A 19,611-nucleotide genomic window follows, 5' to 3' on the forward strand; every position below is an offset into this window, starting at 1 on the left:
GACGGAAGCTTCCCTCGAATTCCTCGGTGTGTCGCCTGAAGTTTGTCGTGGCCGGTGCAAACCCGGACCTGCGGGTGATTCAAGGGGTTGAGCGGTATGGAGATATCAGAGAGCCAGGAACGGCGGGATCTGCGGGCGGCGGTTGCGGCCATCGGGAAGTCGTACGGCCACGATTACTACCTGACCAAATCCCTGGGGGGCGAGAAGTCTACGGAACTGTGGCAGGAGGTAGGTAAGCAAGGTTTTCTCGGGGTGAATATTGCCGAGGAGTACGGCGGTGGCGGTGGGGGTATCTACGAACTGCATGCCGTGGGAGAGGAGTTGGCGGCGGCGGGGTGCCCGTTGTTGATGACGGTGGTGTCGCCGGCCATTTGTGGCACCATCATCCAAGCGTTCGGAACCGACGAGCAGAAACGGCGTTGGCTTCCGGGCATTGCGAGCGGCGAGATCATAATGTCGTTTGCGATCACCGAGCCCGACGCGGGCTCAAACTCGCACAACATAGCGACGACCGCCAAGCGGGACGGCGCCGACTGGGTTCTGCGTGGCACCAAGTACTACATCTCGGGAGTGGACGAGGCGCAAGCCATCTTGGTGGTCACCCGAACGGGTACTGACGAGCGTGGGCGCGGCCGGCTGTCGCTGATGGTGGTTCCCACGGACGCTGCCGGCCTGCAGAAGACTCTGATTCCCGTGCAAGCCGTGACACCGGAGAAACAGTTCACCCTGTTCTTCGACGATGTACGTGTTCCCGGTGACAACTTGATCGGCGCTCGGGACGAGGGACTGCGGCAGGTATTCGTTGGTCTGAATCCGGAACGGATAATGGGGGCGGCGCTGGGCAATGGGATCGGCCGGTACGCGTTAAACAAGGCATGTACCTACGCCCGGGAGCGCAGGGTGTGGGACACCCCTATAGGGGCACATCAGGGAGTCGCTCATCCGCTGGCGCACGCCAAAATTCAGGTTGAACTCGCACGCTTGATGACCCAACGGGCGGCCGCCTTACACGATGCCGGCGAGGCAGGGGCCGGCGAGGCGGCGAATATGGCCAAGTACGCGGCAGCTGAAGCCGGAATCCTTGCGCTGGACCAAGCGATTCAGACGCATGGCGGCAACGGTCTGGCTACGGAGTACGGGTTGGCGACGTTGTGGGGACCGGCGCGGTTGATGCGGACGGCACCGATCAGCCGGGAGATGATCCTCAATTATGTTGCGCAGCATAGTCTCGCGCTTCCACGGTCATACTGAACGTCGACTAGGTTTGGGTGGCTGCTTCCATGAGGTCAACGTGAGAACTTGGGCACTTGCCAGCGAGCCGGCTATCGCCGCAGTAGAAGAACTACCGCCAGGAAAGTACGAAGGCCACGACGGCGCGGGCATGCAGGAGTTGGTGCTTCGTCGGTTTCTGCAGAGCCATTCACTTGGTCCCCGCGATGTGGACGGCCTGCTGGTTTGCCCGTCCGGCATGGCCAGCGGTGCGGGTGCCGACATCTTCGTCCACGAGCGCCTCAATGACGTGTTGGGCATCCGGCCGCGCTTTTGTGAGACTGTCAACGTCGGTGGGGCGACCTACACGATCATGCTGTCGCGGGCTGCACTTGCAATCAGCGCCGGCCTTGCAAACGCGGTGCTCTGTATCGGTGCGGGGAAATTCCCCAAGGTGGGGCGGGGAGGCGGCGCCAACGCAATGGCGCGCATGATCAGCCACCCGGACTTTGAGTACCCATACGGCAGCTTCATCCCAGCCCTTTACGCCTTAGCCGCCACGCGGCATATGGCCGAACGCGGAACGAGCCGCGATGCTCTTGCCGCCGTGGCGGTCTCGAGCCGCGAGTGGGCGTTACGGCATCCAGATGCTTTGATGCGCAACGCGGGTCCGCTCACCGTCGAGATGGTTCTGGCTTCACGACCTATCGCGTGGCCGTTCAATTTGCTGGACTGCTCAGTACCGTGTGAAGGTGGCGCCGTGTTCCTAGTGGCCCATGGTGACCGCGCGCGGGAAATCACCGACCAACCGGCCTATGTATTGGGCTTCGGTGAACACCACGATCACGGCAACATCACCCACACCAGCGACTTCGCAACAATGGGTGCCAGCGTGTCAGCGCGTGCCGCGTTCGAAATGGCCGATCTTTCGCCTTCGGACGTGCAGGTGGCCGAACTGTACGATGCCTTCACGATCAACCCGATACTGCTGTTGGAGGAAACGGGGCTGGTGGCGGCAGCTAAAGGTGGCCACTTCTTCCTGGATGGGCGGGGGGCGCCCGGCGGTGACCTTCCGGTGAACACCTACGGGGGTCTGCTGTCATTCGGACACACCGGCGACGCGTCGGGAATGTCGATGCTGATCGAAGCTGCGCGCCAAGTGATGGGGAAGGCTGCGGATCGTCAAGTGTCTGCAGAAATAGCATTGGTACACACTTACGGCGGCATGATGGCAGACCATTCGACCGTACTCTTGGGGAGGACGCCGTGACAACTGCTCCCATGCCCACCGTGACTGACAGCACGGCCGTGTACTGGCAGCAGGCAGCTGTCGGGCGGTTTGTGCTCCCGAAATGTCGGGAGTGCAAGCGATTCCATCATCATCCCCGCCCTTGGTGCCCATACTGCTGGGCTGCGGATCTGGATTGGCAAGAACCTTCGGGAAAAGCGACGATCGTCACCTACACCGTCGTCCGTCAGGCCCCGTCGCCAGCTTTCACCGCTCCTTACGTCTTGGCGATAGTGGAGCTGGAAGAAGGACCTCGAATGATGACCAACGTGATCGAATGCAACGTCGATGAAGTGCGGGTCGGTATGGCTGTCGAGGTGGTCTTCGAATCACGAGGCAACCTGGCACTTCCGCAGTTCCGACGGGTCACGTCAACTGCGTGACGAGCCGACGCGAAAACTCACTTATCCAGCACCGATTACCTGTATTTGTGGGTGGATGGCATCCACCTCAAGGTGCGCCTTGAGGTGGAGAAACTCTGTTTGCTGGTAATGATCGGGGTCCGTGCTGATGGCCGCATGGAGCTCGTCGGGCTGGCTGACGGCTTCCGGGGATCGACTGAGTTCTGGGCTGATTTGCTGCGCGATTGCCGCCGCCGCGCCATGACCGCAGCGGTGCTCGCGGTCGGCGACGGCGCCCTGGGCTTCTGCAAGGCGTGCGGGAGGTGTTCCCGGATATTCGAGAGTAGCGCTGCTGGTGGCATAAGCAGGCCAATATTCTTGCCGCACTGCCGAAATCGGTGCACCCAGGGTGCAGTCGCGGCGATGAAGGAGATCTACAACGCCGAGGATATCGACAAAGCCCAGCTCGCGATCAAAGCGTTCGAGATCGACTACGGCGCCAAATACCCCAAAGCGGTCGCCCAAGATCGTCGACGACGCCGAGGTGTTTTTGGAGTTCTACCGGTATCCCGCCGAGCATTGGATCCACCAATCGCACCACAAATCCGATCGAAAGTACCTTTGCGACAGTACGTTTGAGGACCAAAGTCACCAAAGGGCCGGGCTCCCGCGCGGCCTGGCTGGCGATGGCCTACAAGCTAATCGAGGCCGCCCAGGCCCGCTGGCGCGCGGTCAACGCACCACACTTGGTCGCCCTCGTCCGTGCCAGCGCCGTCTTCCACAAGGGCAAGCCGCTCGAACGGCCTATCGACATCACACCCGAACCGTCGGCAGCTGAGCCTCGAACCGTCGGATCATCCGCCATCCCGCTGCGCTGCCACTCGTATCCACCCATGAACGACTCTCACCCAAAGCGATTCGGCAGGCGTGCGAAGATTTACGTCCATGCTGCCGCTGACCGCATTCTGCGTACCGCAACGTGGTCGAGGTGTGGCGAAAAGCAAATGTGCGTCTGGCCGAGAGAACGGCGTTTCAACGCAGAACTGAAAGCCCCTCCCCGCCGAATTGCAGGCGAAGCTCCGTCTTGAGCACCTTGCCGGTGGCGTTTCGCGGCAAGTCGGGAACGACATGTACTCGTGACGGGCATTTGAAGTGGGCAAGGCGTTCTCGAGCGTAATCGATAAGCTCCTCTGCATTGACGGCGGCATCCTGCTGAAGGGCCACGACGGCCACCGGAGTTTCGCCCCAACGCGGATGCGGCACACCGACAACCGCGACCTCGCGCACGGCATGGTGACGGTAGAGGACCTGCTCCACCTCGATCGGGTAAACGTTCTCACCACCGCTGATGATCATGTCTTTTTTTCGGTCGACCAGAGTGATGAAACCTTCTCGGTCAATGCGGCCCAAGTCGCCAGTATGAAACCAGCCGCCACGAAAAGCTTGCACTGTCGCCTCGGGAAGACCCCAGTAGCCCGCGAATACGTTAGGGCCGCGCACTACTAACTCGCCCACCTCGTCGACGGGGACGTCGTTGTCGGCGTCGTCGACGATACGAGCTTCGACGTGAAAAGCCGTCCGACCGATCGATCCGGCCTTCTCCTTAACGTGTTCAGCGTCGAGGAATGAGACGATAGGCGCGGTTTCGGTCATCCCGAAACCCTCCTGGAACGGCAGACTGCGTCCTTGGAAGAATTCGATGACGGTCAACGGACACGGTGCGCCACCCGCAGCCGCCAGTTCGAGAGCCGACAAATCGTGGTCCTCGAATCCATCGACGTTCATCAGCGCGGCCCACATCGCCGGAACCATGAATTGCACTGTCGCATGCTCTTGGGCCATCATCGCCAGCGTCTGTCGCGGATCGAAGGACGGCAGCAGCACGCTGCAACCGCCGACATGCAGCAGCGGCAGCGTGTGCACTCCGAGTCCCCCGATGTGGAACATCGGAGCCACGGCGACGGTCACGTCCGTCTCACGCAGCCCGCGCCCGATTGTCAGCGCGTTCATGACGTTCCACAGATGGTTGTCGTGGGTGAGCATCACACCTTTGGGACGCCCCGTAGTCCCGGACGTATACATCAGATTTGCAATGTCATGGCCCGCCACGTCGGAGCCCACAGCTGTGGGCGCTTCACTGTTCACAACGTCGTCGTAGGAAAGCTCACCGGCAAGGCATTCACCGCCGACGGCCATTTGGTGGCGGACCCGCACCCCATCCTCTGACACCGCGGCGCGGGCGACCGGGGCCAGCGGGTTGGAATACACGAGCACGTCTGCGCCTGAGTCGGCCAGCTGGTAAGCCACCTCTGCTGGCGCCAACCGCACGTTCATGGGCACGAAGATCGCGCCTAGTTTCGCGGCCGCCAGCATCGTTTCTATGAACGCGGGACTGTTGATCAAGAGACCGCCAACCCTGTCGCCCTTGCGGACACCGAGCGCTCGCAGGGCACGCGCAAGCCGGTTGGTCCGTTCATCGAGCTGAGTGAAGGTGATCCGTCGGTTATCGTCAACGAGGGCGGTGCGGTCGCCGGACAGGAAGGCCCGTTTCGTCGCCCAACTGCCAATACCCCTGTCCATGTGAACTCCTTCGGAGCCGGTCGCCCAGACACGTCGTCGTGGGCCGATTCAGTGCCGAACAGCTATAAGCCGATGCGCTTGGCGATGATCTCGTTCATGATCTCGTTGGTGCCACCGCCTATTCCGAGAATGCGGCAATCTCGGTAATGCCGTTCGACTTCGGACTCGCGCATATAACCCATCCCACCAAAGATTTGAACCGCCTCATTCACCACATAATCGCACGCGTATACGGCGGTGTTCTTGGCCATCGACACCTCAGTGACTACATCCTCCCCGGCCAGCCACCGTTGCATCACGGCGCGGGTGTAGGCGCGCGCGACGTCGACCTGCCTGGCCATTTCCGCGAGCTTATGGCGGATCACTTGACGAGCCGTCAGAGGTTTCCCGAAAGTCTGGCGTTCGCGCGCCCAACCCTTGGCTAATTTGAGCGCGCGCTCCGCCGTCGCGTATGCCTGCACGGCAATGCCGAGTCGTTCCGACTGAAACTGCTGCATGATCTGCAAGAATCCGCCGTTCTCTGCCCCCACCAGGTTCGCAGCGGGAACGCGAACGTCAAAGAACGAGAGTTCTGCGGTATCGCTGCAACGCCATCCCATCTTGTCCAGCCGGCGGTCAACCTTGAACCCCGGTGTGCCCTTGTCGATAACCAGCAACGAAACTCCGCCGTACCCGGGTCCCCCGGTACGCACCGCGGTAGTCACGAAGTCGGCGCGGACACCGCTCGTGATGAAGGTCTTAGCACCGTTGACCACGTACGTGTCACCATCGCGGACTGCTCGTGTGCGTAGGTTCGCCACATCTGAGCCCGCTCCGGGCTCGGTGACTGCCAGCGAGCCGATCATATCTCCGGCCAGGGTGGGGCGAACGTAGTGGTCGATCAGGGCATCCGATCCATTCGCGGCGATGTGCGGAAGCGCGATGCCGTGGGTGAACAACGCGGCGCACACGCCGGTAGACCCACCGCACGCCAGAATTGCCTCGGTTACCAACGCCGAATCGATCGCGTCGCCGCCGCTGCCTCCCACGTTCTCGGGGAATCCAACCCCGAGAAGTCCCACATCGGCAGCCTTACGGTGCAGCTCGCGCGGGATTTCACCTGCCTCCTCCCAATCCGTCACTTTCGGTGTTATCTCGCGAGCGACGAAAGATCGCGCCAACTGGCTCAGTGCTAGCCGCTCCGGCGTGGTCCACGGATCGTTGGGCACAGCGCAGCCTTCCGTCCCGGCTATGTGTTTGGTGGTTGCTTCGATATCCGTCATGATGGCTCCCGGATCGAATTGCGTCGGCAACCGAACAGCGGTTGCACGCAGGTGCAAGGTGTCTCAATTCGATTGTGCAGTCGGACGATTCGGAAAGCATTCGCCCAACGGGGCGAGCGGCCCGTGTGCTGAATTCCGAAACAATCGGAGCGAAACTTTGTCTTCGCCTCCCAGCGCACGCGCCGAAAGCATTGTCCTGGAGCATGACTGCGCCGCCCACCAACACGATCAAGCGCATAGGCGGCATCGGTCAGCCAGGCTCCTCGCGCGAGGATCGGCACTGAATCTCTCAAACCGATCCCTTCCTACCCACTCGCGACCGCGACTTAAGTCAATGCAAGGCTCGGGCGTCGCGTGCAAGTGGCCACCTCAAGGAGTGCTTCGCGTGCCCCGATTAGTCCAGAAACCGTCGAAGCTCAACAGCCTCAGTTACTGGTGGCTAACGTTACGTGCGAGGCCCAAGGATTTGCAACACCCATCGCGTAGATGTCGCGCTCCGGTGCACCAGATCTACGACTCATGCGAATGAAGGAGGTCTCGTCCGCCGATCACTGCAATCTATCCGGGTTGATTGTCTTGGTGGTTGCAGCCGCGCCGCGCTTGGAGGTACCCCGGGGCCTCTCCCAGTATGGACGTTGGATGGCGCGGCAGTTGTGCGTGGGGAGTGGGCATCGTGAAGAAGTGTTAACGTTCGTAGATCACCCGGAACGTGTGGGCGTTTCGAACGGAAGAGGTATTGCTGCTTCGACTGCGAAAGGATGGTCGACCGTGACCGACACAGTCACCGTCGGCCGCACGCGAGGAGGCGAGCGTCGCGAGCGGATTCTGGCGGCCGCCGCCGAACTCATCGCGGACCGTGGCTATCACGCTGTTTCTATGGCCGATATCGGCATCTCGGCAGGGGTCGTCGGTCCAGCGATCTACCGGCACTTTGACAGCAAGGCGGGCTTGCTGGCGGCACTGTTCGAACAAGTGATTGACACGCTGCTGCGACGGGCGTCGGCGATCGTTGAACAAAGCCGAGATGATCGCGAGGCGCTGACTGCCTTAGTAGCCGACCACGTTGCCCTGGTGATGGAGAAGCGCGAACTCGCCATTGTTTACTACCGAGAAGTCCATAATCTGCCTGACCATCGACGTAGTCGCCTGCGCCGCAAACAGCGCCTCTACGTTGAAGAGTGGGTGCACGTTTTGGGCGAGTTAAGGCCGGAGTTGGACGAGACGGAATTGCGCGCCGTTGTTCACGGCGCGATCGGTGCCATCCAATCGACGTTGCAATATCGCGATACGGGGATGCCTCCCGAGCGCGTCTCGGTGCTGCTCGCGCGGATGGGGCACGCTGTTCTCGGCGTTCCACCGTGCGAGTCGCACAGTGAGGATCGGGCAAGCCACGCGTTGCCGCAGCGCCGAGGTCGACGGTAGGCGCAACCTCGGAGTGTCCTCGCCTCGGCGTGTCCTCGGGAGGGTGATTTCGCTGAGCAGAGGCTGTCAATGATTTGCTTCGTGTCGATGGCTCCCTGGCCACGATTAAGCACGCCGCCAATCGGCTTGCTTGGCGGGCCCGCACGCCGCGCCAGTCAGCCGGCGGTCTCGCCGCGCGGTCCTTGGCACGAGCATTCGCAGACATCCGGCGTGTTCAGCGTCCCCGCCATACAGGTGCCCGTTTCTCCCGGAATGCGCGTGGGCCCTCCTGCGCGTCCGCGGAGTGGTACACGGGTTCCCAGATCTTCTCAGCCAGCGTGTATGCCTCCTCAAGGCGATGTCGCGCCGATAGATACGCAGTCTGTTTAGCGGCCAGCACCGACAGCGGAGCATTTCCAGCGATTAGAGCGCCCAGCTTCTGGGCTCGATCCCTAAGCCGAGCGGCGGGCACCACCTCGTTAACAAGACCCACTTCGAACGCCCGGGCCGCGCTGATCGGTTCGCCGGTGAGCATCATCTGCAGAGCGATTCTCGGTGGAACGAGCCACGAAAGAGGAGCGGCCCAGGGAGCTCCACGGCCGACTTTGACTTCGGTGATCGCGAACAGGGCATGCTCGGCGGCGACGATCAGGTCACACTGCTGTGCGAGCAGGAACCCGCCGGCGAATGCAACACCGTTGACCGCCGCGATGGTCGGTTTAGCGATGTCGATGTTGCGGCCGAACTGCGGGGCGAAGTCCAGTGGCGGAACCGCCAGCGCCTGGTGCGCCATCTCTTTAAGGTCGCCGCCGGCGCAGAATGCCTTTTCACCCGCGCCGGTCAAAACGAGTACGCGCGCGTCAGCGTCCTCATTGAACCGACGTGCGCCATCCCATAATCCTTGGCGCACGGCGACACTGAGCGCATTGCGAGAGTGGGGCCGGTTGATAGTCAGCCAGGCCACCCCATCGACGACGTCATAAATCACCGGATCATCCAAGGTAGTCCTTCCGCGTGTTCTGGGCACTGTCTCCATCGACAATGCCGGCGTCCCATCGGCGACCACTTGGACGTCCCAGCGACACCTTCTGCGGGGCGTGCAGGTCTGCCTGGATTTTTCATCGAATGTGGAGCTCAGGGGTGTCGTTAACGTGAAAGGTGCACTGCCGCAAGGATAATCGGAGTATTCGAGGCTCGGTTATCCAGGATGGGAGTGCACCTGTCAGATGCAGGCTACTACGGATTGGTCGAAGAATGTCCGAGTTGAGGTCCGTGGCGACGACGTGGTCGGGCACGCCGGTAACGTGATACCCCGGTTGCTGGCCGACAATCTGGGTTTGACCAGCGGTTTGTCGTCGGTGCTGTCGCGCCCAGAAGTCACCCACGACCGAGGCGCGGTGTTGCGCGATGTGGCGGTATCGATCGCCGGCGGCGCGCAGAACCTGGCCGGCACCGCGGTGCTGCGCGATCAGCACCGGTTGTTTCAGGCGGTGGCGTCGGTTCCGACGATGTGGCGGTCCCTGGGCGAGATCGACGAGCAGAGCATCACCGAGGTCACGGCCGTGCGCAACAAGGTCCGCTCTCGGGTGTGGGAGGCGATCGAGGCCCGCCACGGTGCGATCCCGGCTTCGCAGACCTGCTATGGGGACCTCGGGGACACGATCGTGATCCGCATCGACGCGTCGCTGATTCAGTCGCACAGCGATAAGCAGCACGCCGCAGGCAATTTCAAAGGCGGGTTTGGCTTCCACCCGCTGTTGGCGTGGTGTGACAACACCGGCGAACTGCTGGCGGTGATCGCCCGTGCAGGCAACGCCGGCTCGAACACCGCGGCCGATCATATCGCGATCATCGACGCCGCGATCGCGGCGATCCCGGCCAAGTGGCGCCGCAAGTTGCTGGTCACCATCGACGGCGCGGGTTCAAGCCACGCCGTCGTCGAACACCTGGAGAAACTCAATGCCCGGCCGGGGATGTCAGTGGGCTACTCGGTCGGATTCGACCTCGATGAGCGGGTCCGGGTCGCGATCGGCCAGATGCCCGATGCGGGATGGCAAGCCGCACTGGATGCCACCGGAGCGGCCCGTGACGACGCCCAGGTCGCCGAGTTGACCGGGCTGCTGCGCCACAGCACCGGAGGGGATCGGCTGGTCGGCTGGCCGGCCGGCATGCGCATCCTGGTGCGGCGCGAAGAAATCGAACACGGCACCCAGTTGTCATTGTTCGAGCAGCTGGCCGGCTACCGCTACCAGGTCCTCGCCACCTCGACTGCCGGTGGACAACCCCAGCGACTGGAAGCCCGCCACCGCGTCCACGCCCGGGTGGAGGGCTTCATCCGCACCGGCAAAGACACCGGCCTGGCCCGCTGGCCCTCACACTCGTTCGCCATCAACACCGCTTGGGTCACCGCCGTCGCGATCGCCATCGACCTGCTGTGCTGGATGCGACTGCTACTCCTGGACGGCCCACTGGCCAAAGCCGAACCCGCCACCCTGCGCTACCGGCTGCTGCACGCCGCGGCCCGGCTGATCAAACGATCCCGCTACCTGATCCTGCGGATCCCCCAAACCTGGCCCTGGGCACAAGAATTCGCCGACGCCCTCAACAGGGTCCGCGCCATACCCTGACCCACAGGCCCCTATGCCCTCTCGACCCCAAGAAAGGAGTAACCACCCCCGGGATAAAGGACCCGGCGTCACCGCACGACACGCGGCGCCGCCGCCTACCCCCAGCCTCAAAACCTCGACAAAGCTGCCGCCCCGCAGACCGCCACAGCAGAACCCGGGCCACCGTGAAATTCTGAGGTCTGGGCTGCGACGGGGTCTTCGATTTTATCGCCTCCAACGCCACCTAATTGGAGTAGTCGACTTGGAAGTGGGGACTGGTAACACCGTTCCCGCCACAAGTCGCAGCATATGTGACTAAGCATTCACGATTGTGGGACGTGACGACGATTCGATGCAGGCGGGTGACTGGGTGGGCTCTCAGTTGTCGAGTTCAAAGGACGATTGTGCTATCCATCGGCGCCCCAGTAATGTTAACCACTGATAACGTGAGGGCGCTCGGGGCCACTGGATGTGTCATTGCCGGGCCCGCACCGGTTGAGAGTTCAGGAGGAGACGTGATGTACCTCACGCAGGGCTTGCACAGAGCACTGCAACAACACCCGGACCGCCTCGCCACCATCGACGCGGATCGAACACGGACCTATGCGCAGTCCGCACAACGAATCGCGAAGTTGGCGAGCGCATTACGGACGATTGGCGTTAACCGCGGGGATCGCGTCGGCATGCTGGCGCTCAACTCCGACCGTTACCATGAGTACCTGCTGGCGGTGCCGTGGGCGGACGCGGTATTAAACCCGATCAATATCCGCTGGAGCCCTCCGGAGATTGCCTACGCCCTGCGCGACTCCCAAACCGATGTCTTATTTGTCGATGACGCCTTCAGTCCAGCAGTCCCCGCACTTCGCGCGTCATATCCTGACCTGCGCGCAGTCGTTCATTGCGGAAACGCCCCGACCCCGGAGGGAATGTTCTGCTATGAGGAACTCATAGCCGGCGGCGAAGTCGGTGATGACGTGCGGCGCAGCGGCGATCAACTGGCCGGTGTGTTCTACACCGGTGGCACCACGGGTCTACCCAAGGGCGTCATGCTTAGCCACGCGAACCTGATGACCTCCGTGCTGGGAATGCTCAGCGTGGGAAGCTTTCTGAGTTCGGAGGCTCGACTGCTTCATGTTGCGCCGTTGTTCCATCTCGCGGACTTGGCCGCCTGGGCGGGGCAAACCACCCTGGGTGGCACACATGTGATGCTCTCGACTTTCGAGCCCAGTGCCATTCTCCAGACCATCGAACGCCACCAGGTCACCGACGTCCTTTTAGTGCCGACCATGCTGCAGATGGTCGTCGACCATCCCGCCGTCAGGGATTACGACCTCTCCAGCCTCAGAAACGTGATGTACGGGGCATCGCCGATTTCCGAGGCGGTCCTGTCGCGCGCGATGAAGACCGTGCGGTCGGCGCGATTCATGCAGGGTTATGGCATGACAGAACTGTCCCCCCTAGCCACAGTCCTGCGTCCTGAGGACCACGAGCATCCGGACCTATTGCGTTCAGCCGGCCGCGCCGCGCCCTGCGCCGAGGTCAAAATCGTCGATGCTGACGATAAGGAAGTGCCGCCGGGCAATACCGGCGAAATCGTCGTGCGTGGCGGCAACGTGATGTTGGGCTACTGGAATAAACCAGACGAGACAGCGGCCGCGCTGCGCAATGGGTGGATGCACACCGGTGACGCCGGTTACATGGACGAGCGGGGTTATGTGTTCGTCGTCGACCGCATCAAAGACATGATTATCTCGGGTGGCGAGAATGTCTACTCGACGGAAGTCGAGAATGTTCTGTCCAGGCACCCGGAGGTGGCGGCGTGCGCGGTCATCGGAGTTGCCGATGAAAATTGGGGCGAGCGCGTTCATGCGGTCGTCGTCTTGACCGAAAACTCCTCGGTGACAGCCGAAGAGCTCAGAGACTTCTGTAAGACTCAGATCGCGGGATACAAGGCGCCCCGTACAGCCTCGTTCGTTGATGCGCTCCCTCTCTCAGGTGCTGGCAAGGTGCTCAAACGCGAACTGCGAAAACAGTTCCGGCAAGAGTGCACAAGCACTAGCCGGGGTCGATAGGTGCCCTTGCAGCGCGCCCCGCGGCCATCGACGCGGCTGCCTCCAAAGGATTTCCCTAGACGCCCTGGGCAGGCCGTCAGGACGGGATCGTCATGGCGCGCGTAGAGGTGCCTTACAGACACGAGCTCGGCGGCCACTGCGGGTCCGGTGCCCTCCGCGATCTGACCGAGTGGGCCGGACTCCGTTGGGGTGTGCACGCCCCCCGCGAAGGACTGGTTTTCGCGCTGAGCGGCACGCTGGATTTTTCCTATGCCCGTTCCGACGAGTTATTTCCGCCGGTGTACCTCGTTGGCAGGGGCCCCGATCTCGAAGAGCAATACCTCACTAATGTCGGTGCACAGTTCGAGATTCGCGCCACCGATGACGGCGACCTCGGGTGGAAGTGGGTGACCGATCAACTCGACCGCCGCACCCCCGTGATGGTTTGGGCCGACATTGCTCATCTGCCCTATCTGCGCGCACGGTTGAGCATGAGCCGCCACGACATTGTCATCACCGGCTACGACGACGACCGAGGCGTGGCCTTGGTCGTTGACAACGACCGAGATTCGGTCCAACTGGTCCCCTACGAGGATCTCCGTCGGGCACGGTCTTCGACCGGCTTTCCCGTGCCGACCCGTCACACCGCCTACATCGTCGACTGGCCGACTACGGCGCCGGACTTGGCGGCGATCGCCGGTCCCGCCCTTATCCGAAGCGCGCAGGCGATGGCGGCAATCACCGACAGCCGGGGTCTTACAGTCACTCGCGACCCTGAGGCACAGAAGGATGGACTCGATGGTGTCGAGCATTTCGCCGTCGACGTGGCGGCGTGGCCTGACGCCCTGGACGATCACAACCTCGAAAGCGCCCTGTTTGCGCTGTGGGCGTTCATTGAGAAGGCGGGGACGGGAGGGGGGTTGTTCAGGGCCCTGCAGGCCGACGGCTGTCGAAGCATCGCCAACTTGCTGCATTCCGAAGCCGCCCTGGAGGCGTCGAGGGCTGCTCGGGAGGTGTCGACCGCCTGGACCGAAGTAGCCCGGATGGCTTACAACCCAGGCACCCCACTGCGGGCTCGCGCCGCCGCCACTGCGGCCGCAGCCGAGCGTGTGCCTGACGCCGAAAAGCGGCTCACGGAATCGCTCTTCGCCGCCGGAGCGGCTCTGACGTAACAATTTCCGCCTTGGGCCGGCCGCTGCATTCAGCTTGGCATCTGGGTGCCGAACGTCCACGCAGCGCGGCTTTTGACCCACCGGAGCCATTTTCGAGGGGTACGCTAACGACGGTTAACACTGTTGGTGGCTCCACACGTGTAGCGGTCCGCAACTGGGGCAGCAGGAGGGAACGCTTGGTGCACGGAACAAGGGTCGCCGCACCGGCGTGCGCGGGTAGGACGGCTGGTCGTGTGCCGACAACGAGCGGAAGCGCGCATCAATGCCTTAGTGCGTAGCGGCGCCGGTATCGGCGTGATCGGCAGTGCCGAGTACAAGTAGCACTTCAAGAATGAGTGATGAACATGACGGAACAACGGTCAGTCAAAGTCGCAATCATCGGTGCGGGCATGTCGGGACTGTGCATGGCGATCAAGCTGCAGGACGCCGGCATTGACTCGTACACCATTTTCGAACAGGCCGAGGATGTCGGCGGCACATGGCGAGACAACACCTACCCGGGGCTAACCTGCGATATCCCATCGCGGTATTACTCCTACTCGTTTCGGCCCAACCCGAACTGGTCGCACCTGCTGCCGCCGGGGCCGGAGATCCAGGCCTATTTCCAGCAGGTGGCCGACGAACGGGCCATCCGCCCGCACATCAAGTTCGGCGCCGAGGTCATATCCGCCCGATACGACGACGAGCGGTGGCGGATCACGACCGACGACAGCGAAGAGACATTCGACGTCCTTGTCACCGCGACCGGCGTGCTCCGGGTGCCGCGCTATCCGGACATTCCCGGCCAGGAGAGTTTTGCCGGGCCGGTGTTCCACTCCGCGGAATGGGATCACTCCGTCACCTTGCGGGACAAGCGGGTCGGACTGATCGGGACGGGCTCGACAGGCATACAGATCATTGCCGAACTCGGGGGCAAGGTCAGTCGGCTCACCGTCTTCCAACGCACTGCGCAGTGGGTCTTTCCGATGCCCAATCCGCACTACTCACCGCTGATCCAGGCCGCGTTGACGCGGTGGCCGAGGTTGAACGGCCTGGGCTATTGGTTCTGGGGATTGGTGGTCAGGCGCATCTTCGGCCGCGCGCCGATCCGTCCGGGATTTCAGCGCCGCTTGGTTCAGACGCTATGTCGATGGAACCTGCGACTCTCGGTGCGCGACCCGCAGTTGCGCGCGAAACTCACCCCGAAAGATCAGCCGATGTGCAAGCGCCAGATTATGGCGGGACATTTCTACCGTTCGGTCCAACAACCGGGTGTGGAGGTGATCAACGAGACGATCGACCACATCGAGCCTCGCGGCGTCATCACGGCCGACGGTACCTTGCACGAACTCGACCTGCTGGTCTATGCCACCGGGTTTGACGCCCGGGCCTACGTGCGCCCGCTGACAGTGGTCGGGGAGCGTGGGCTCACCCTCGACGAGGCATGGGCCGATGGCCCCACGGCGTATCGGTCGGTCGCGGTGCCCGGATTCCCAAACTTGTTCATGCTGATGGGTCCGCATTCGCCGATCGGCAACCAGTCACTGATACCGGTCGCCGAGGACCAGGCTGATTATGTGCTGTGGTGGATTAACCGGATCCGTGAGGGCCGCATCGTCGCCGCCGCGCCCACCAAGTTGGCCACCAAGGGCTACAACGACAGCATGAAAGCAGCGATGCCACAAACAATTTGGGTTACCGGTTGCAACAGTTGGTACCTAGGCAAAGATGGGCTTCCCGAATTGTTTCCGTGGACACCCGAGCGGCACCGAGAACTATTGCGTGCACCTGAGATCGCAGATTTCGAACTCCGATGAGACGCGCATCGAAAGCCAATCAAGGTCTTTTCGCGCGGATCCTGTCGCGCTTGGTGCCATGCACGTCATCGGTGAAGATGGTTTGGGGCCCTAACGCGAGCGCAAGCGTCTCGGATCAGGCGGCGGCAGAATTCGGAGCGAGGACGCTACGACGCCCATGGAATGGGGAACGACTTCGCGTGGTCTTTGGTGGTGACGACCAAGCGTGGCCACTGTCCTGGCAACGCTTACGCCCACCGTTATCACGCCGGCGTTTGCCGACTAAGCCATCGAACGCTCCGAGCCGGCGTTAGAACCGCATCAACGAAATCATGCAGGGACCGGCGATTGGTCATCTTCGACAGCAAGCAGGTGTGGTCCTCCACCGCCCGGACGGAACACTTGTGCAAGACGCATATCCTGCTCACCATGTCCACAGAGTCCGTTCGCCTCTCGTTTCGCCAGCACATGCGTGAGCAAGTTCTCAGGGCTGCGCGTGACCTCACTATCGAGAAGGGCTGGCATCGGGTTCGCATGAGTGAAGTCGCCAAGCTTGTCGGCGTGTCCCGCCCGACGCTCTACAAGGAATTCACCGATAAGCAGGGACTGGGTGACGCGCTGGTTGTGTCCGAAGGCGAACGATTCTTGAACGGCATTCACGCAGTTTCGGCACAACACGCCGGAGATGTCCGCGGGGGTATCACCGCCGCGGTGTCGTACACCCTCGAGGAAGCGGAAGCGAGCCCGCTCTTGAAGGCGGTGTTGACGTCAAATCGGCCTACAGACAAAACGGTTTCCGAGACAACCGGTATGTTGCCGCTCCTGCCGACCTCGGCATCGCTGCTGGAGCTATCCTCGGCAGCCCTCGTGACTTGGTTCAACGAGCACTTTCCAGGTCTGGATGCCGATGACGTGCATGAAGTCGCCGATGCGCTGGTGAGGCTCACTGTGAGCCATGTCGTGCTTCCTTCTGCCGATGCAAGTCTGACCGGTGAGCGGATCTCGCGGATCGCCCTTCGCTATTTGGGCGCAGATCCCGCGAGGCCGTTTACACAACGCAGATTTTTGTCTGGATGTTGACTTTATAGAGAAAAGTGTAAACACTGGCGTGGAGACACTAGCTCGGGAGGACCCTCATGACTGTCAGCGCTTCCGCTCCGAAGTCGTCGGTGGAGCGTCGTTCAGCACGTTCGTATGATTCTGCCGACCTGTCCTCGACTGCCTTTTGGGCTGGCACCGCCGCTGACCGTGAGAAGACCTACGCGGAGCTGCGCCGACGCGCCCCCATCAGCTGGCACCCGCGCGTCGAGCACACCATGATCGACGACGAGGACGACCAAGGCTTCTGGGCCGTGGTCACCCACCCGCTACTTGTCGAGGCGACCCGGCGACACGACGATTTCCTGTCTGGTCAAGGCATTGTGATGGAGTCGATCCCGCAGGAACTGCTCGACACCGCGCAAGGCTTCATCGCTATGGACCCGCCGCGGCATACCAAGATTCGACGATTGCTGGCATCCGCATTCACACCGAAGCAAATGCGGCTGACCAGTCACCAGATCGAGGCCAACGCGAAACGGGTCGTCGATGGCCTTGCCCCGCAAGGCGAGGCTGACTTCGTCGACCAGTGCGCCGCGTTGCTGCCGATGCACAACATCTTCGACATGATGGGCGTGCCGGACTCGATGCGCCGCGACATCGCGTGGGAGTCACGGTATGCCGGTGGGTGGAGCGACCCGGAGGTGATGGGCGAAGACCCGGTCATACCTCGCCTGTTCCAAGCGATGGGATTCTTGGGCGATGGCGCCCGCGAAATCATCGCCGCACGTCGCCGGCAGCCCGAAGATGACCTTATGACGAACCTCGTTCAAGCTGAAGTGGACGGCGAACAACTCACCGACGACGAGATCGTCTCGTTTTTCATACTTCTCACGATCGCCGGGAACGACACCACGCGCCAAAGCACCAGTCACGCGATGAAAGCATTGACGGACTTCCCAGACCAAAGAGCTTGGCTCATGGAGGATTTCGACGGACGGATCAAAGGGGCCGTGGAAGAATTCGTCCGGTGGGCCACACCAATCATGACATTTCGCCGGACGGCGGCTCGCGACTGCGAACTGGGCGGGCAGCAGATCACCGAGGGTGACAAGATCATACTTTTCTACAGCTCGGCCAACTGGGACACCACCGTGTTCACTAACCCGGAGAAGTTCGATCTGTCGCGCGACCCTAACCCGCACGTGAGCTTCGGAGGCGGGGGAATCCATCACTGCCTCGGCAACCAGCTGGCCAGGCAGCAACTCGCTGCGCTCTTCAGAGAACTGCTGCACCGCCTGCCTGATATTGAAGTCTGCGGGCCACCCAGCTACACCGTCAGCACGTTCTTCCACGGCGTGAATCACCTTCCCGTCCGCTTCACCCCGAACGCGTAAGGCGGCGTGGTATGAAGATCAGAGTCGACCGCAACCGATGCTCGTCAATCGGAATGTGTGAAGGCCTGGCTCCTGACTTCTTCGAGGTCAGGCACGATGGCCAACTCAATATCGTGAACCCCGAGCCACCGGAATGCCACAGATCACTCATCGAAGAAGCAGTATCGTGCTGCCCCACAGGCGCTCTCGCCGTCGAGGACTGAGACCGCGGTCCTGAGGCAACGCTGACACACCTGCTTGCTGTCGGCGGCGATGGGCTTTCGCCTTCGGGTCAACTAGCCGCTGACACCGTCTGTCACCTACCACACGATGGAGCCGTCACTTATGAGTACTTATGGACTTTCAGTCGTCGCCCCTGAACTTGCCGCGATGAAGGCCACCGCCGCGGCTGCCGACCAGGCCGGGTTCGACGCCGTCTGGGCATCCGAGTTCTACACCCGGTCGGGATCCATCTCGATGGCGGCGATGGCAACCTCGACGAACAGGTGTCGCATCGGGTCGTCAATCCTCTACGGCATCGGACGTAGTCCGCTGGTCTTGGCGACCGAAACACGCGACCTCGACGAACTGTCCGGTGGTCGGGTCGTGCTCGGGATCGGCAACGGCACCAAACGGATGATGAGCGATTGGCACTCTGTCACCGATACCAGCGCCCCCGCCCTGCGCGTCGAGGAACTCGTACCCCTTATCCGGCGCATCTGGAACCTGCACGAAGGACCCGTCCGCCATGAGGGCCGTTTCTACAATATGAATCTCGTCCCCACCGGGCCGGTAGAACCCCCTGCGCGCAATATCCCCATCGTCACCGCCGCCGTGCGGCCGCGAATGTGTGAAGCCGCCGGACGGGTCGCTGACGGCTTGGCCGGGCATCCACTCTTCACCACCGCGTATGTGGAGGAAGTCGTGCGGCCTGCGGTGGCCAAGGGCGCACAACGCACCGGGCGCGACCCTAACGGCGTCGAGATCGTGTCGATGGTGATGTGCTCCATCCACGACGACCCCGAGATCGCTCGTCGCGAGGTAGCGCAGCAGATCGCATTCTACGCCTCGGTCAGGACCTACGAACCGCTGCTCGACTTCTGCGGATTCGCCAAGCAGGGTGCCGTCATCCGAGAAGCCTTCACCCGCAGCGACTTTCAGGCCATGTTCAACGCCGTCACCGATGACATGATCGACGTCATGGGTGTCGCCGGCACCGCTGACGAGGTTCGCAACGGGCTACGCCGCTACGAGGGCGTGCTAGACCACATCATGCTCTACCCACCGTCGGTAGGTACCGCGCCTGAGCGGGTCGGACAGAACGTCGATGATCTCATCAAGCATTGCGCCCCGCCCAATATGCCTCCGGCCTCCCAGCTGCACGCGCGACCCGGACCACGGTAGCGACACGGCGATCTCGCACACAAAGTGCGCTGCCGCATCGATCGATGCCGACCTTCGGGTTCGCATGAAACTACTCATTTCCCTCTGGGACTATCTCGGTGGGGTGCA

16 protein-coding genes are annotated in these 19,611 nt (G+C 62.2%); 13 read left to right on the plus strand and 3 right to left on the minus strand.

Translation table 11 applies throughout. The features are described from left to right. Positions 1-96 precede the first annotated feature (96 nt). From AB8998_RS04025 to AB8998_RS04040, 4 genes are all read left to right on the plus strand, one after another. Positions 97-1,251 (plus strand): acyl-CoA dehydrogenase family protein, encoded by a 1,155-nt coding sequence (locus tag AB8998_RS04025; protein WP_007172216.1) that lies wholly within the window; start codon positions 97-99, stop codon positions 1,249-1,251. Then, positions 1,211-2,479 (plus strand): thiolase family protein, encoded by a 1,269-nt coding sequence (locus AB8998_RS04030; RefSeq protein WP_007172217.1) that lies wholly within the window; start codon positions 1,211-1,213, stop codon positions 2,477-2,479. The genes AB8998_RS04025 and AB8998_RS04030 overlap by 41 nt, the downstream gene beginning before the upstream one ends. Before the next feature lie 20 nt (positions 2,480-2,499). After that, positions 2,500-2,880, plus strand: coding sequence for a Zn-ribbon domain-containing OB-fold protein (locus AB8998_RS04035; protein WP_046185921.1), 381 nt, complete (start codon positions 2,500-2,502; stop codon positions 2,878-2,880). 72 nt (positions 2,881-2,952) lie between these two features. Further along, positions 2,953-3,477 (plus strand): transposase, encoded by a 525-nt coding sequence (locus AB8998_RS04040; protein ID WP_369741417.1) that lies wholly within the window; start codon positions 2,953-2,955, stop codon positions 3,475-3,477. A gap of 393 nt (positions 3,478-3,870) precedes the next feature. Here AB8998_RS04040 and AB8998_RS04045 read toward each other — a convergent pair whose 3' ends face one another. After that, a complete protein-coding gene (locus tag AB8998_RS04045) occupies positions 3,871-5,418 on the minus strand; it encodes an acyl-CoA synthetase (protein WP_007172220.1) in 1,548 nt (515 codons plus the stop codon). Positions 5,419-5,480: 62 nt separating this feature from the next. Continuing rightward, positions 5,481-6,680 carry an acyl-CoA dehydrogenase family protein gene (locus AB8998_RS04050; protein WP_007172221.1) on the minus strand — a complete coding sequence of 400 codons (1,200 nt, stop codon included), beginning with the start codon at positions 6,678-6,680 and terminating at the stop codon, positions 5,481-5,483. A gap of 768 nt (positions 6,681-7,448) precedes the next feature. Between AB8998_RS04050 and AB8998_RS04055 the strand changes: the two genes are divergently transcribed. Continuing rightward, positions 7,449-8,102, plus strand: coding sequence for a TetR/AcrR family transcriptional regulator (locus AB8998_RS04055; RefSeq protein WP_007172222.1), 654 nt, complete (start codon positions 7,449-7,451; stop codon positions 8,100-8,102). A gap of 214 nt (positions 8,103-8,316) precedes the next feature. Here the strand turns inward: AB8998_RS04055 and AB8998_RS04060 are convergent, their stop codons facing one another. Further along, positions 8,317-9,081 carry an enoyl-CoA hydratase/isomerase family protein gene (locus AB8998_RS04060; RefSeq protein WP_007172223.1) on the minus strand — a complete coding sequence of 255 codons (765 nt, stop codon included), beginning with the start codon at positions 9,079-9,081 and terminating at the stop codon, positions 8,317-8,319. 226 nt (positions 9,082-9,307) lie between these two features. Between AB8998_RS04060 and AB8998_RS04065 the strand changes: the two genes are divergently transcribed. The 8 genes from AB8998_RS04065 (at position 9,308) to AB8998_RS04100 (ending at position 19,503) form a co-directional block, all read left to right on the plus strand. After that, complete coding sequence (locus AB8998_RS04065; RefSeq protein ID WP_369736302.1) at positions 9,308-10,708, plus strand: IS1380 family transposase; 1,401 nt, start codon at positions 9,308-9,310, stop codon at positions 10,706-10,708. A gap of 497 nt (positions 10,709-11,205) precedes the next feature. Continuing rightward, the gene (locus tag AB8998_RS04070; protein WP_007172224.1) at positions 11,206-12,759 is read left to right on the plus strand and encodes an acyl-CoA synthetase; all 1,554 of its coding nucleotides are present in this window, start codon (positions 11,206-11,208) and stop codon (positions 12,757-12,759) included. A gap of 92 nt (positions 12,760-12,851) precedes the next feature. Then, complete coding sequence (locus AB8998_RS04075; protein WP_007172225.1) at positions 12,852-13,910, plus strand: BtrH N-terminal domain-containing protein; 1,059 nt, start codon at positions 12,852-12,854, stop codon at positions 13,908-13,910. Between the two features lie 338 nt (positions 13,911-14,248). Continuing rightward, complete coding sequence (locus AB8998_RS04080) at positions 14,249-15,706, plus strand: flavin-containing monooxygenase (protein ID WP_007172226.1); 1,458 nt, start codon at positions 14,249-14,251, stop codon at positions 15,704-15,706. 447 nt (positions 15,707-16,153) lie between these two features. Beyond that, positions 16,154-16,765, plus strand: coding sequence for a TetR/AcrR family transcriptional regulator (locus AB8998_RS04085; RefSeq protein ID WP_046184315.1), 612 nt, complete (start codon positions 16,154-16,156; stop codon positions 16,763-16,765). A gap of 56 nt (positions 16,766-16,821) precedes the next feature. Then, on the plus strand, positions 16,822-18,120 hold the full coding sequence (locus tag AB8998_RS04090) for a cytochrome P450 (RefSeq protein ID WP_007172228.1): 1,299 nt from the start codon (positions 16,822-16,824) through the stop codon (positions 18,118-18,120). Positions 18,121-18,131: 11 nt separating this feature from the next. Beyond that, entirely contained in the window at positions 18,132-18,323 is a 192-nt protein-coding gene (locus AB8998_RS04095) for a ferredoxin (RefSeq protein WP_007172229.1), read from the plus strand. 121 nt (positions 18,324-18,444) lie between these two features. Next, positions 18,445-19,503: an LLM class flavin-dependent oxidoreductase gene (locus tag AB8998_RS04100; protein ID WP_007172230.1), complete on the plus strand. Its 1,059-nt coding sequence runs from the start codon at positions 18,445-18,447 to the stop codon at positions 19,501-19,503. The last annotated feature ends 108 nt before the right edge of the window (positions 19,504-19,611 follow it).

The sequence above is a fragment of the Mycobacterium sp. HUMS_12744610 genome, from assembly GCF_041206865.1.
Lineage (GTDB): Bacteria > Actinomycetota > Actinomycetes > Mycobacteriales > Mycobacteriaceae > Mycobacterium > Mycobacterium servetii.

Bases quoted from the DNA above. Each gene is read 5' to 3' on its own strand.
- AB8998_RS04085 (WP_046184315.1), top strand. From the start codon at position 16,154: ATGCGTGAGCAAGTTCTCAGGGCTGCGCGTGACCTCACTATCGAGAAG.
- AB8998_RS04075 (WP_007172225.1), top strand. From the start codon at position 12,852: ATGGCGCGCGTAGAGGTGCCTTACAGACACGAGCTCGGCGGCCACTGC.
- AB8998_RS04050 (WP_007172221.1), bottom strand. From the start codon at position 6,680: ATGACGGATATCGAAGCAACCACCAAACACATAGCCGGGACGGAAGGC.
- AB8998_RS04090 (WP_007172228.1), top strand. From the start codon at position 16,822: ATGACTGTCAGCGCTTCCGCTCCGAAGTCGTCGGTGGAGCGTCGTTCA.
- AB8998_RS04030 (WP_007172217.1), top strand. From the start codon at position 1,211: ATGTTGCGCAGCATAGTCTCGCGCTTCCACGGTCATACTGAACGTCGA.
- AB8998_RS04025 (WP_007172216.1), top strand. From the start codon at position 97: ATGGAGATATCAGAGAGCCAGGAACGGCGGGATCTGCGGGCGGCGGTT.
- AB8998_RS04100 (WP_007172230.1), top strand. From the start codon at position 18,445: ATGAGTACTTATGGACTTTCAGTCGTCGCCCCTGAACTTGCCGCGATG.
- AB8998_RS04080 (WP_007172226.1), top strand. From the start codon at position 14,249: ATGAACATGACGGAACAACGGTCAGTCAAAGTCGCAATCATCGGTGCG.
- AB8998_RS04095 (WP_007172229.1), top strand. From the start codon at position 18,132: ATGAAGATCAGAGTCGACCGCAACCGATGCTCGTCAATCGGAATGTGT.
- AB8998_RS04070 (WP_007172224.1), top strand. From the start codon at position 11,206: ATGTACCTCACGCAGGGCTTGCACAGAGCACTGCAACAACACCCGGAC.
- AB8998_RS04065 (WP_369736302.1), top strand. From the start codon at position 9,308: ATGCAGGCTACTACGGATTGGTCGAAGAATGTCCGAGTTGAGGTCCGT.
- AB8998_RS04045 (WP_007172220.1), bottom strand. From the start codon at position 5,418: ATGGACAGGGGTATTGGCAGTTGGGCGACGAAACGGGCCTTCCTGTCC.